The sequence below is a fragment of the Sedimentibacter acidaminivorans genome, assembly GCF_017873955.1.
GTDB classification, from domain to species: domain Bacteria; phylum Bacillota; class Clostridia; order Tissierellales; family Sedimentibacteraceae; genus Sedimentibacter; species Sedimentibacter acidaminivorans.
The window spans coordinates 45613-59771 of record NZ_JAGGKS010000008.1; the positions used below are offsets into that span (position 1 = coordinate 45613).

Sequence of the window (14159 nt, forward strand, 5' to 3'; positions counted from 1 at the left end):
GAGATAGTTTCATATATATCTCTAATTTAGTATTGATTTTTTCGTATAAATGAGTTACAATATACATAAGATAAAGAATAGGTAGTCGGCTACAGCTGACTAAACATTATAAATTGTATTTAGTAGATACTCTGGGCCAACAGGGTATCTACTTTTTTATGATAACTGCTACTAACATTGCAAATGCAACCATTAGAGAGATAGTCTCATATGTAGACATAATCAGCATCACCACCATTCAAAAGAGTTTTTACCTCCTTTCGTTGGATTGGGTCAGCTATACCCTGTCACTACCTATTCGTATATATATTTTACCATATTTTTGTTATTTTCACAAGTATTTTCTTTGATTTTTTATTGATTTTCCAACCATTTTAAGTGTTTTTATATTTTTTACAGAAAGCGAATTTAATAATATTTTTCTATTTGCCATAATTTCTATTGCTTGCTTTTTCGTATATTTCTTTCTATATGATCTATTTGAAGTGAGTGCATCATATATATCTGCTTGTTTTAATATTTTTGCTTCTATTAATAAATCTTCACCTTTAAATCCATTTGGATAACCTGTACCATCTTCTGACTCATGATGTTGCTCTACTATTCTATAGATACATTCTGATACTTTATATTTTTTTAGTATTTGAACCCCTAAATTTACATGTAACTTTATATATTCAAATTCTTCTTCAGAAAGCTTACTCTTTTTATTGAGAATACTTTGATCTAATTTCAATTTTCCTATATCATGTAGCAGTCCTGCCATAAAAATATTTCTGCACTGCTCTTTAGAAAGATTAATTTTTTTTGCTAAGTTATATGAGAATATAGCAACCTTTATACTGTGCTTAATCAATCTAAGATTATTTATCATTTGCATCAGCTTCACTCCCTTCTGGCAATCGAGTAGGAGGGGGTGACTAACCCCCGTCCTCTCACACCACCGCTCATGCGGTTCCGCAAGCGGCGGTTCGATAAACTATAAATTGCTATTGCATGGATTAGACGTCAGCGTTACTAAGCACTTCTAATCCTTTACTTTCGAGTTCCACTCTATCCTCCGATTAGATAGTCTTCATAATGAAGTTATCTGCTATCATTATAACTTTCTGTTTATAATCACTATTTAAAGTCTATCGTCAAGCCCTTTTCTCCATTAGCTTTCACTAACATCTTTGATACTACGACTTGAACTGACTTCTGAATGCTCAATCATATCTCCCGATATGGGTTACCAAGAGAAGAAATTCATCCTCATGCAAGGCATATCATTCAGACCTCCCCAGTTAAGGTGCGTAATCTTTCACTCCATCTATCTGCCACATTTACACTGTATATCTTCGGATAGTTATTGGGCTTCAGTTTGTTTAGCAACCTTACCCAATATACCTTGCCTTATATATGATTTCTGTTCGTCAGACCAGAGATTTGCACTTAGGCTTCCTTCAGATTCCACCTCGCGATGGACACCCTTGCCCTCGGCTATACATTTCCCACTATCAGGGTATGTTAGGGACTTTCACCCATTAGATTACGCCCATGCTGGGCGAACTAAAAAAAGATGCCGTATTGACCATATAGCATCTTTGTGTAAAATTTATTAAATGTATTTTTATATTGATTTCGTTGATATTTAAATTTAAATACGAAATTATACGCATTTATTTTCATCGTATTCATCTACTATACGGTTTAAATATTTGTTATTACAATATTCTTTAAGATGAATTAACGTAATTGATGTAACAGATATAAATATTATAATTAGGAAGCCTGATGTAGCTTGTGTAATGAAATTATCGAACTCTTCTATTTCCTGTATATCTTTAGCTGTCAATTCAAGCCTCACCGGAGTATTTAAAAACAATCCTTTTACATACCATGATATATTATCTTTATAGTGCATAATAAGCGTATATATAAAAGTTGCTATAGTTCCAATTATTTCATTTCCAATCAATGCGACATCTTTTTTAGCAATCATGCTAAAAAAGATGCACAAGACTAAGTATATTAAATGGGGTAGCTTTGACAAATAAAATTCTGACCCTAAATAGCTTGAAATAATCAAAAACAACAAAGAAAAAACAATTAAAATAGTGTAAAGAAAATAGAATATAGAATTTCTATACAAGTGAATCCTTTTGATTAGGTATGGCACAAAGATAATTAAACCTATTAACCATATACAAGTTATCATCAGATTTTTATTATTGATTCGATAACCTAAAAGTAATATTAAAAATATCGGTATTTCAATTACAAACCTATATTTCATATATTCACTCTTATACTCAAGATAGAATTTATAGATTCCTTCTAATAAATTAGCTACCAAATCTGTAAATATAAAAATTTTCAGAAAGGTAGTTTTAATAAATATGTACATGTTAATTGCCCCCACATTTTTAACAATTATATCATAAGCTTCTATTTTTTTCTCCAATTTATTTTTGAAATATTTATTAAATTCCCTGTAATTAGGAGAAATGGTATTAGAACCAATATATAATTTACTCCTAATTGCACTATTAGACATGACATTATAAATAAAGTTGTCATAGTTCTATTAAAAGATTTATCTACATCAAAAAATATGTATTCTTTAATAATTTCAGTTATCCATGCAATGTTCAATGTATTTTTCAACAAATATGTTTCTGATTGAATTTCTGGAAATTCTGCAAGTATAGGATACGTAAAAAAAAGCAATATAATAATACGGCTTTTTCGATATTTGCCCTTATATACAATGCTCAAAATATTAAAGAAAATGACTGAAATTATTATAGACTGTATAATATATGGAAGCATAAATTGTGCATTGATTTTTTTTAAAGCTGAATAAAAAATATAAAATATTATCTCAATTATACTTAAAGGAATTAGTATAATATTTTTTTCTGTTGTATATCCTTGCAAAAAGATACTTTTAAGTATACCTGCTGTTGCTTTCACGTCTTACTCCTCCCCTTATTTTAACAGTTCTTCTGTACCGTTTCCTTTTAAATTTTTTATTTATATATCTCATTCTCTGTATTTTTTCAAATAATAAAGACAATATTGTAATTGTGGTTAAAGCCTCCTAAAATTATCAGGTAAACTTTTATAAAATGCAGAAAAATATTTTCATTTAAATTAAGGATATACATGGATTTTACCTCGTTTCCTTTTTTTTGCCTTTTACTCATAGTCCCTCCATCATTCATATATGCTCGTCAACTGGCTGCTAGATAGTTTGTACATTGTAATAATTTTGCTTGAAAAAACGCCTTTAACTTTAACCTGGACAACTGCCATGACAGATGGATTCTCTAATTCAAAAGAATGGTTTAATATTGTTGAATAATATGTTTTCGGGGTATTGTTCTCAACTACAAATTCTTTTACATCTGGTTTTTTATCAACTAAGCTTCCTGTTTCTAAAGGTTCTAAGGTTGTCTTATCTAATCCTAGATTCTCTGCTAAAATGTTTTTAAAGTTTATCTGTGCATTCACTTCATCTATTTTAAAACGTCCTTCAGCTAACATTTCATCTTCTTTAATTGCTAACGTTGCAGCTTTGACGGATCTATTCAATCCTTCTTTTACTTTTTTGTTATTTAAGTATATACTCCCTTGATCCATCACTAACATCCCTACTCCTAAAAAAATAACTACAAAAATTATAAGCCAAATATATGAATTTCCTTTATTATTTAAATACCTTTTCTTTTTCATTTTCTTCACCATTTCTCTGACATTCCTGCACCCTTTGTTTTTGGATAAAAAGTATTTTCTGTTCCTAATTTTCCGTTTATATAGTAAAATGTATGAGCTTTTTTATATATTACCTTTACTGATATTTCTTGACCTCTTGTTGCGTATGTATTATTGTCATTATCTCCTGCTACTGCTGGTGTTATTGTTATTTCAAGTTTCTCTTGTTTAAAACCTTTTGTATCTAATTCTTGTATCAGTTCTGTTTTTATGTCTACTGTAAACTGTCCCACTACAATTGCCTGGTCTAATTTTTTATTTACAATTGTTGTTAACTCATTCTTTTCTATTAAGAAAAGTCCTCCTATAACTATGTACACTATAAAATATATTATAAAAGGCAAAACAACCAAAAATGTTATTATTTCGAATGCACCCTTTTCATTGTTTATATATTTTCTCATCCTATTTACCCTTCTTAAGGATAGAGCTATAGCTATAGAGCTACAGCCCTATCCTTTTATTTCTTTAATACATCTTCCATTTCTGTCATCCTTTGCGTTGTTTGCTTTAATGTTCCGTCAATGGTTGATGACTTTATTGCTACTATTGCAAGAAACAATATTATTGATATTGCTCCTGTCCATGCTATTAATTCAGTTGTTGTTACTGCACCTTTTTTATTTTTTAATATTCTTGTTGCCTTTTCTTTAAATTTTTTAAGTGTTTTCAATTTTCTCTCCTTTACTTTTAATCAATTTTGGTATCTGTAGAATTAAAATTTTCTACAACTGCATCATTTCTCGTGTCAATTGCAGCTTGAAATTTTGGCAAAAACTCAATGGCAATCATGGCTGTTAATGCCAATAGTGCTATGACTTGTATTGTCGTTACACCTTTCTCGTTTTTTATATATTTTCTTATTTTTATATTTTTTTCACCTCCCTTCAAAAATAATTTATATATATTAAAAAACCGACAGTTTTAATTTTTTACTGTCAGTTTATATTGGTATTGTTTTAATGCTTTTTATTGTATACATTATGATTGGATATCCTATTATTGATACAAATACTAACATTGGGAGTATCATTAAAAGCATTCCTATGATTTGATTCTTTATTCCTTTTCGCATTCTCTTCTGCCTATTTACTTCTCTTATTAAAATCCTATGATTTTCTAAATAATCTATGCTATGCTTCTTGTCATTGTTCAATGATTGTTCTAATGCGATACATATCTTTTTAAAGTTATCATTTGGCACTGTATTTTTAAGCTCTGTTAGTGACCTGTTGGAATCTGTCGAAAATTTATTTATTGCTTTTTCCAGGTATGGTCTAAATATTTTTGCTCTCTCATACAAACTCTTCAGTATTTCTTTTGTAGGCTTATCTGTTCTTAACATCATTATTGTATAGGTTTGTAATATCATTGTTTCTTTTTCACTTGCTGCTTGTCTTAATGATATTCTTATTTTTGGTATAGATTTAACAACTAATAGTGTTATAAACCAAACTAACAACAAGTTTAAAAATCTTATGTTTAATTTTACATCTAGTAAACTTGGATCTTGTAATATCTCTGCAACTTTTTTTATTTCTTTTGTATTGACCATAAAATTTATATAGTTTAATATCTTAAAAGCAGTGTATATAATGGTAATTATTGTTGGCATTAATATTGTCATAGTTTGATATTCTTCAGGTGTTATATCTAATCCTGCTTTTTTCAAGTAATTTTTTAACTCTTCATATTTCTTACTGCCTTCTTTATATTGTATAGCACTTAGCATCTTGCTTATACTTTGCATAATTGTTTTTATTGTTCTTTTATGCCTTAGTTTTTTTTTAGGAATAATATCTATTATTATCAATGCCAATGCTACTACCAATAGCAATACATATATTATTTAAATCACCTTCTTTCTTGTTTTTCATGTTTTAATGATTTTATGTTTTTTCAAATATAGATATTGTTAAAATACCAAAGATAAATACTATTAACCAAAATATTAATAACATATTTCCTGTTGGCGTATAAAAGTACAGATTCTTTGATAGGCTGTTATATGCTATATTAATTATAAATCCTATCAGTGTAACTGCGTTTAGTATCATAAATGTTATTTTGTTTCCAAAGTTGTTGGATTTGTTTTCTTCTTCTACTGTAATTTCTTCCGACACAAGGCTACTTAAAAATAACAGTTCTTCTGTTATATCACCTTGTCCTTCATAGCTCATTATCAGTATCTCTGCAAAGCTGTATCCCCAAATATATGATAAGCTTTTAGCTAGATTAAATATTGATTCTTTGTATTTTTCTCCCCCAGATAACTCTCTTGCAAGTAATTCAAATGATGATCCTATTTCTTTAGGCATCTTATTATATGAATTATTTATTGCATTTTTTATGTTTTTGTTTGCTATATATTCATCTACAAAGCATTGTAAAGCAATAGGAAATTGCTCTTGTATTTTACTTGTCTTTTTCTTAATGTATAATATTCCTGCGTATAATATTAAATAAAATGTAGATACGAATATTGTTATAACTGCATACCACATTGTCAACAATAATGTGATAATTATAAATGAAGCTATGGAAATGGCTGCATCCATAATTATGTATTTCAAAATATATGTATTGTTTGTATTTCTATCTTTCTGATTGATTACATTTAGCTTTGTAATATATTCTTCCTTGATGTCTAATAATTTTTTATTTCTACATATTACCCTATCTATTTGTTTTAGCATATTGCTTTTTTTTCTTACACTTTTAACTTTTAATCTCATCTTTCGTGGCTTTAGAACAATGTCTAAAATAATAAGTATAAATGCTACTGCAATAATAACTTTATACATATTCATGGCCAAACACCTTATTTATTTCACTCATCTTAACACCGTACTCGTTCAGTTTTTTTCTTAACCTTCTTGATATTGTACTTTTTCTAATATGAATCCCTCCATCAGACGGATTTTCTTCATCTATTTCAAATTCAAATATTGGTACTGAATCGTAACTCATGTCATTGTGTTCCGTTGTAATTTCGTATATACCTGCACATACTTTTCTTCTCTTCCCATCCTTTTTTGTTGATAACTTTCTAAGTTTTATTACTATATCAACTGATCTTGCTATACGATATTTTAATGCCTTTAAATCCATAATTTTACCGCTCTCCAGAGTCATATCTGCAAAGTCATCTATAGCACCAAGAGCATCCATGCTATGTGCTGAACCCATACTTCCTGAATGTCCCCTACTCATAGATTTTATAAGTTCATTTACTTCTTCCCCTCTACATTCTCCAACTACTATAATATCTACGCTCATTCTAAGCATTGTTCTAAAAAGAATTGACATAGGGTAATCTGGTAATTTTTCTTCTAATTGTACCCAGTGTTTTTCAGGATATAATATATCTGGATATAATTCTCTTTTAGTTTCCATAATGCCTGTAATTAAATTTAAAGGTATAAATTGAAGCAACCAGTTAATAAAGGTTGTTTTACCTGATTCCATTTCTCCTATTATTAATATGTTTGCTCTACCCTTAACTAACATTGATAGAACTTCAACTTCCTCTTTACTAATTGTTTGTGTTTTAAGCATATTTTCAGTTGTTGGAAGAAATGAATCAAATTTTCTTATATTAAGATATGGATATTTACCTATAGGTTCACATACTGCATTTATTCTTGATCCGTCCTTTCTTTTTGCTTCTATAATAGCGTTGTTATAATTTAAGTCCTTTGTTTTATCAAATTCAAGACAACGTCTAATAACTGAAATTACTTCAGCTTCATCATTGAATTTTTCAGGCACTTCTATAATTTCACCTTGTTTTTTTAACAATACTTTTTTACCATGTGTTATTATTTCATCAACATCCTTCAAATTATATTTTTCAAGTATTCTTAGTCCCCATTTATTGGCAAATATCTGTTCTGTGAATTCCTTTATTTTTTCTTGCTGAATATTCATATCTAATAATATGTTTTTAATTAATGTCTGAACATAGTTCTTAGCAGCTACATCACCAGCAGAACAATTTATAAGATTCTGAGTATGTATTTCTCTTAACTCCTTTGTTCCTTCTTTGTTTATTATTTTTTCGTATACATAGTTTTCAATATCTTTATATTCCAATTTTATTGCCTTCTTTCTTTTTGTTTTTTATATTCATTAAATCGAATATTTTTCTTTTCCTTGGCTTATGATTTTCTCCAGTTATTTTTTCTATGAGCTTTGAAATTTCGTTATCATTATCTTCTTGCAGATTCAACTCATAACTATTTGTAAAATTTATTATTTCTGAACAAAAATAGAGTTTAAAATCTTCTATTGAAGTTTTAAACTCTATTTCATCTGTGTATTTATTTATTAGGATATTTGATTTACTTAATTCTTCATCTTTTTTTGCTTCTATATATTTATGATATTCATGAATGTTTGGGTTTATTACTGTAATACAAGTATCTGCAATGCTTGGTATTTGCTCCATTGTATCCAGGATAATATAATCAAAATTATCTTGTTCTTTTAAGAATTTTAATTCTTTTTCAGTCAGCAATTCTTGGCTTCCTGAAAAGAAAAATATATTATTTTTTATTTCTGTTGCACTTTCTTTTATTGCATTTTTACAGCTTTCTTTGTTTTCTAAACACAAGTATAGCTTTATATTTTCTATACTTGATACTTTTACATCATATATATTTATATTTGATTTGTTATTATCTATTATAAGAACTGTACCTTGTTTAGAAAGTTTTTCTGCAAGTATTGCTGCTACAGTGGTTCTTCCTGTACCAGCTCTTATACTTGTTATGGTAATTAACTTTGTCATTTATCATCACTTTCCTCTATAATATCTATCTTTATAAATTTCATTCCTTTTGTTTTTCCACTGTAATTTCTGCTTATTCCTGTATATATGGTATCTTCTTTGATTCTTAATATCTTAGCTAATTCTGTAGCAGTATTTCCAACTGCTAATGGCAATTCTAGTTTATCAGGCGTTACTGCCATATAAATGTGCATTTTTTTATTCAACTCCTTCTATAATGCGTCCTACAATGCTATAAAACTTTTCTTCTCCATATCTTGTAACTCTTAATGTATATAGATTCTTATCTACACTGTAAATTTCTTTTAATGCTTCATCAGAAAATTCAATTGTTATATATGCAGACACATGTACAGTATCCGATGTTATTATTGAGTCTTCAGATACTGTCTTTTTTTCTTTTTCTATATTATTGTAATTTGAATCATGAATACTGACTATTTGAATTTTTTCAATTAGCTTATGTGGTTCTATAACTTCCTGATTGTCTTGACTTTGAGAAACAGGCTCTAACCATATATCAATGTAGTCGCCCTGATGCAGCTCTAAAGCTTTATCTACTTCGTTAAGTGATATTGCTATCTGCGTTTGATCCTTATTGTTCATATATTTTTTATTTTCTATAATACGGTTATTGTTAATCATCTCATTTTTGTAAAGTGGCACAATCGTTCTTTTGCCTACAACTTCATCATACGTCCTTGCAATATTGCCTGTCTTTAAAACATCTTCAGCGTACCTCTTTTCTATAGACAGCATATTTTTTTTAATTACTGTATTTTCCTTAATATTAGATGTAGCAACAATAACCTCAATTGTTTCTATGTTTGCTTCGGGAACCTTTATTTCTTCGTAGTAGTAAAAAACGGCAGCCAATATTATTAAGAAGGCTGCTGTTGCCTTAAAAATATTCACTTTTTTATTTAATTTCACTTATGCCTCCAATTAAATATTTTAAATTTCTTATCACTTTTTTGGGTTACATGTTCTAATACATTTGCTTGGTTAAGTATTTTCGATAAACTATCTTGAAATATTTCGTCTTTTTCAAATTTGTATACAGTTTGATTAGAATAATTAGCAGAATATATTGTTTCAGGAGTTATAAAAGGTATGTTGGATGTAATTCTAATATCATAATACTTCTCAATATCTCTTATATTTAAATCCTTAATATACCTATTTAAAGCGTAAACTACGTTAATATTTCTTTCTTCAAGTTTCTTAATTGTTTTTATTCTTTCTTCAGCCTGCAATAATTTATATGGCAAAGGATCTATTATTACAATAACGACATCTATGATGTTGAATATAAAATTTATGCTTTCATCTATTTCTTGGCTTCCAATATCATAAATATTTATTGTGCTGTCCTTGCTAATAACATTTATAAATTCCATGTTATTATCCCTAGTCCATTTACTTATTTTTTTGTTATTTATATAGAATTTTATATTATCCTTTAGGAATGTACTTTTACTGTAATAATCTACTTCATTATTACTAATTCTCTCTGCAAGAGATATATACTCATCATCAATAATGTTAATAATATTGTATATATCTGCTTTCATTTCTTTATGCGGTATCTCTATTACAGATATATCAATGCTTTTATCATTTAGCAAATATGCAATGTTTAATGCTACAAAAGTCGAGCCTGCGTCTTGACTCAAATTAATTATCGCAATATTGTTTTTTACCTTAATAAACTTGTATTCTTTTATAACTTTTACTTCAGGCTCTATATATAAATTGTCTGTATGCTGTTTATCATGGGCTTTAAGTCTATTTATCTCATATGTAATTTTTAAATTATCTAAGTTAATAAGCCTGTTTATTTCTTTATGAATTTCATAAAGCTCTGTAATTATATTAGTTTTTTTCTTAAATTCATTATCAATAAAGTTGTATAAATTTTGTGAATACACAGCTTGATTGATTTTATCGTTTTGATTTAATGTATATACTTGTCCTGGTAACATCAATTGCATTTTACTAAGATTAAATTCATTCTTTGAGTTATGTATTGAACTTAGAAAAATAATTTTTTTGTTTTCGAATGAGCTTAAATCCAATTTCTCATATACAAATCTATCTTGGGGTAAGCAAACAACTATTAAATCTGATAGATTCATTACATTTTTATATATTAAATCATTACCGGTTACAGTATCTATTAGTATGTAATCATAGGCTAATGATAGAAGATCAATAATCTTTTTATAATGTTTTTGAATATTGTTTTGATTTTTTCCTGTCCCAAGTATATCAAGGTTTTCTGATAATTTGTGGGTATAGACTAAAATATCTTCTTTGGTATTAATGTTATTTGTATCATTTAAAAAAATTAAATCATCTACACCATTTCTTATCTGATTAGAAGTTATATAATCTGTTGCATCTATACCTGTGTTAATACTAAATATTACTGCTTTCTCTGTTTCATTCATTACCTTTGATAAATATGATGCGTATAAAGCTGTATTGGTACTGCATCCTTGGCGTTTAACTGAGGACCAAAATGTTATAACTTTTGTATTAATAAAAATCACCTACTTTGACTTGCATATGAAATATCTTTTCTTTCAGGAAGCTTATTATTTGCATTTGATTTATATTGTGATACCCCTTGATTAATATCCTTAAGAGATTTTCTGCTTCTGAATCCTACAAGCTCATCATTAAAATCCTTACCATGTTTAGGTACTATCTTTGTCACTTCATACCCTAATTTAGTGTATTTATCTTTTATCTTTAGTCCTGCTTCAATACCTGCTTCATCATTATCAAGTCCTACAACTATTTTTTTAATGTTTGGATTATCTTTTAAATATTGTTCAAGTTTTAAATCTGATACACCTCCCAAAGATACTCTATTTTGATTTTTATAGTCCAATCCTCTTTGCTTAATTAACGTTGCATGACTCATAGCGTCTATTATTGATTCATAAATACAAACACTTTTGTTTTCTTGAGAAGAATATAACTCAACATTAAATCTTTTATCCGATCCTGGTATTTCTCCTTTAAACTTTTTAAATGTATTTGTACCTACCTTTAAACAATACTTTACTTCACCAGCTTTATCTCTTCCAAGAAAAACGCAATTGTTATGCTCTTTTTCTTCATACAGAACTTTATAATTAACCATATCGTTAATTATTTCGACATCAATTCCACGTGTTTTACTTAGATATGCATACAATCTTCTATAGCTATTATTTTTCTCTGGTAATTCGCTAATTTGTTTAATTTCATGTTGTTTTTGAATATGTTCCTTATATTGTGGTTTACTTTCATCAATACCTTTTTCACCAAGTAGAGTTTGCATAGCTTCTTTAAAATTTTTACCTTCATATTCAATTAAAAAATCTAATGTACCACCTCCCTTATTTCTTGAAAACCACTTCCATTTATTGTTTGATATAACTAAGCTGTCATGTTCTTTTAGCCTAACGTCTGTATGACTATAAATTAGTTCATATCCTCTGCTTTCAATATAGTCTAACAGTGATATGTTTTGTGCTTTTGATATTTCATATTTTGTATACATATATACTCCTCTCTTTTATTTTTTGAAACAAAAAAGCAACAGCATGTTATTACTATTGCCATAAATCGGGTAGGAGGTAAATAATTATTTTATTTACCGACCTCCCACACCACCGTACGTACGGTTCTCGTATACGGCGGTTTCATAGTTTACACTCTAACTTCAAGATAATATTTAAGTAAACTCAAATATCCTTGCTTTTCAAACCTAGCATTGGTTAGGGTTGTTGCAAGAATCCAGCTATTGGCCGTATGCCAGTAGCTTTTTCTTGTATTAGCCCATTCCCATGCCTTATCTTTGGCTACGCCTAACTTCTGAAGGTTTTCAAATTTAGTTTTGACCTTCTTCCATCTTTTCCATGTTATCATCCGAATCCTTCTTCTTAACCATTCATCTATGGATTGCATAACAGTCTTCATGTCTGCTAATTTAAAATATTGAACCCATCCTCGAATAATTTGATTAAGTTTAGTTTTCCTTCCTTCTATGCTCATACCGTTACTTCTACCTGTTGCCACTCTTAGTTTATCTTTCAATTTTGTTATGCTTTTAGGGTGAACTCTAAATCTGCATTTGCCTTTTATTCTATAGAAGCTGTATCCTAGATATTTAACTTGATTAAGTCTAGTTATTGTAGTTTTCTCTTTGTTTATCTTTAACTTCAATTTTCCTTCTATAAATTTGCTGACCCTTTTATATTGCCGTTGTCCAGCTCTTTCACTCTTTGTAAATATCATAAGGTCATCGGCATATCTTACAAATCGATATCCCCATTCGTCAAGACTTTGGTCTAACTCATTTAGCATAATATTAGCTAAAAGTGGACTAATTGGCCCACCTTGGGGAACTCCTACATCACTTTTTATGAACATCCCCCTATCCATGATTCCCGCATTTAGGAATTTTTGGATTAAAGATAGAACCCTATTATCTTTTATTGTTCTTGATAGAATTTCCATTAGCATAGATTGGTTTACTGTATCGAAGAATTTCTCTAAATCCATATCGATAACATACCAATATCCTTGATTTGCGTATTCCTGGCATTTCTTTAATGCATCGTGGCATCCTCTATTCGGTCTAAATCCATAACTTGTTTCTGCAAATTGCTTTTCGTATATTGGACTTAATACTTGAAGGATTGCCTGTTGGACTACTCTGTCTGTTAATGTTGGTATTACCAGCTTACGTGTTTTGCCATTTTCTTTTGGTATTTCTACACGTTTCACTGGATATGGTTTGTAGCTTCCTTTCAGTAGGGATGTTAGAATTTCCTCCCGGTGTGTCTTTAAATGTTCTAGAAGTTCATCCATTTCCATTTTATCGACTCCACCTGCTCCTTTATTTCTTTTCACCTTTTGATAGGCTTCATTCATATTATCTCTGGATAGGATTCTTTCCAACATTCCCCCTGTCGGTTCGTTTGTGTTGATGTTGTCCTTTTCAATCATCCTCGAATCACTCTGCCCATTTCTGCGTCTTTCGTGTTCCACACTATTCCCACAGTTGATGATGGTGTCTTTATTCTGTTTTCTGCATTTTAACGTGTTCTCGGTAATTTTCATTGACTTCATCTCCTATGATTCAGCCCTTCCTATGACATCTAGATTCTCATAGTACTATGGCTTCTGCTGACTTCTCACGACAAATCTTGTTTCAACCATGGTTCATACTCTGTTTCCCCATGTCCATGAGACCTCCCCAGGTAAGAACAACAACCTTCCTCCCATGTAACCGCCACATTTACTGTGTAGAGTTCGGGTAGTATTGGACTTCGTTTTGTATTGCAAACTCATCCACTCTACTTCAGCCTGATGTGATTTCTGTTCGTCGGTTCAGGATTTTGCCTCCAGCTTCCTTCAGATTCCATGTCGCCATGGACACCCTTGCTCTTGGCTAACGGTTCCTTCTACCAAGCCCGTAGTGGACTTTCACCACCAGGTTGTTGCCCATGCTGGGCACACAATAAAAACCCCTGTTCCATTGGAACAGAAGCCATTTCTCTTTAGATTTATCTACCACTCTTTTGATTTTATATTACTTTTTAACAAT

The 14159-nt window shown here is 29.5% G+C and carries 17 protein-coding genes; all 17 read right to left on the bottom strand.

Annotated elements, in window-relative coordinates; all coding sequences use genetic code 11:
* Positions 1-148: 148 nt before the first annotated feature.
* The gene (locus tag J2Z76_RS17085; protein WP_425347566.1) at positions 149-238 is read right to left on the bottom strand and encodes a putative holin-like toxin; all 90 of its coding nucleotides are present in this window, start codon (positions 236-238) and stop codon (positions 149-151) included.
* A gap of 93 nt (positions 239-331) precedes the next feature.
* Positions 332-880 (bottom strand): HD-GYP domain-containing protein, encoded by a 549-nt coding sequence (locus tag J2Z76_RS12740; protein ID WP_209512454.1) that lies wholly within the window; start codon positions 878-880, stop codon positions 332-334.
* 771 nt (positions 881-1651) lie between these two features.
* Positions 1652-1984, bottom strand: a complete 333-nt coding sequence (locus J2Z76_RS12745; RefSeq protein WP_209512455.1) for a hypothetical protein — start codon at positions 1982-1984, stop codon at positions 1652-1654.
* A gap of 446 nt (positions 1985-2430) precedes the next feature.
* Positions 2431-2958: a hypothetical protein gene (locus J2Z76_RS12750; RefSeq protein ID WP_209512456.1), complete on the bottom strand. Its 528-nt coding sequence runs from the start codon at positions 2956-2958 to the stop codon at positions 2431-2433.
* Between the two features lie 243 nt (positions 2959-3201).
* Positions 3202-3720: a hypothetical protein gene (locus J2Z76_RS12755; protein WP_209512457.1), complete on the bottom strand. Its 519-nt coding sequence runs from the start codon at positions 3718-3720 to the stop codon at positions 3202-3204.
* A gap of 5 nt (positions 3721-3725) precedes the next feature.
* A complete protein-coding gene (locus J2Z76_RS12760) occupies positions 3726-4163 on the bottom strand; it encodes a hypothetical protein (protein WP_209512458.1) in 438 nt (145 codons plus the stop codon).
* A gap of 56 nt (positions 4164-4219) precedes the next feature.
* Positions 4220-4432 (bottom strand): hypothetical protein, encoded by a 213-nt coding sequence (locus J2Z76_RS12765; RefSeq protein WP_209512459.1) that lies wholly within the window; start codon positions 4430-4432, stop codon positions 4220-4222.
* A gap of 17 nt (positions 4433-4449) precedes the next feature.
* Positions 4450-4650: a hypothetical protein gene (locus J2Z76_RS12770; protein ID WP_209512460.1), complete on the bottom strand. Its 201-nt coding sequence runs from the start codon at positions 4648-4650 to the stop codon at positions 4450-4452.
* 52 nt (positions 4651-4702) lie between these two features.
* Positions 4703-5596 (bottom strand): hypothetical protein, encoded by an 894-nt coding sequence (locus J2Z76_RS12775; protein WP_209512461.1) that lies wholly within the window; start codon positions 5594-5596, stop codon positions 4703-4705.
* 52 nt (positions 5597-5648) lie between these two features.
* A complete protein-coding gene (locus tag J2Z76_RS12780; RefSeq protein WP_209512462.1) occupies positions 5649-6569 on the bottom strand; it encodes a hypothetical protein in 921 nt (306 codons plus the stop codon).
* Positions 6556-7854 carry a CpaF/VirB11 family protein gene (locus tag J2Z76_RS12785; RefSeq protein WP_209512463.1) on the bottom strand — a complete coding sequence of 433 codons (1299 nt, stop codon included), beginning with the start codon at positions 7852-7854 and terminating at the stop codon, positions 6556-6558. The genes J2Z76_RS12780 and J2Z76_RS12785 overlap by 14 nt, the downstream gene beginning before the upstream one ends.
* Entirely contained in the window at positions 7844-8551 is a 708-nt protein-coding gene (locus tag J2Z76_RS12790; RefSeq protein WP_209512464.1) for a cellulose synthase operon protein YhjQ/BcsQ, read from the bottom strand. The genes J2Z76_RS12785 and J2Z76_RS12790 overlap by 11 nt, the downstream gene beginning before the upstream one ends.
* Entirely contained in the window at positions 8548-8745 is a 198-nt protein-coding gene (locus J2Z76_RS12795) for a hypothetical protein (RefSeq protein ID WP_209512465.1), read from the bottom strand. Before J2Z76_RS12795 ends, J2Z76_RS12790 begins: the two co-directional genes overlap by 4 nt.
* Before the next feature lie 4 nt (positions 8746-8749).
* Positions 8750-9484, bottom strand: coding sequence for an SAF domain-containing protein (locus J2Z76_RS12800; protein WP_209512466.1), 735 nt, complete (start codon positions 9482-9484; stop codon positions 8750-8752).
* Positions 9481-11004 (bottom strand): hypothetical protein, encoded by a 1524-nt coding sequence (locus J2Z76_RS12805; RefSeq protein WP_209512467.1) that lies wholly within the window; start codon positions 11002-11004, stop codon positions 9481-9483. The genes J2Z76_RS12800 and J2Z76_RS12805 overlap by 4 nt, the downstream gene beginning before the upstream one ends.
* 98 nt (positions 11005-11102) lie before the next feature.
* Positions 11103-12107 carry a DUF3991 and toprim domain-containing protein gene (locus J2Z76_RS12810; protein ID WP_209512468.1) on the bottom strand — a complete coding sequence of 335 codons (1005 nt, stop codon included), beginning with the start codon at positions 12105-12107 and terminating at the stop codon, positions 11103-11105.
* Positions 12108-12256: 149 nt separating this feature from the next.
* A complete protein-coding gene (gene ltrA, locus J2Z76_RS12815) occupies positions 12257-13672 on the bottom strand; it encodes a group II intron reverse transcriptase/maturase (RefSeq protein ID WP_209512469.1) in 1416 nt (471 codons plus the stop codon).
* Positions 13673-14159 lie beyond the last annotated feature (487 nt).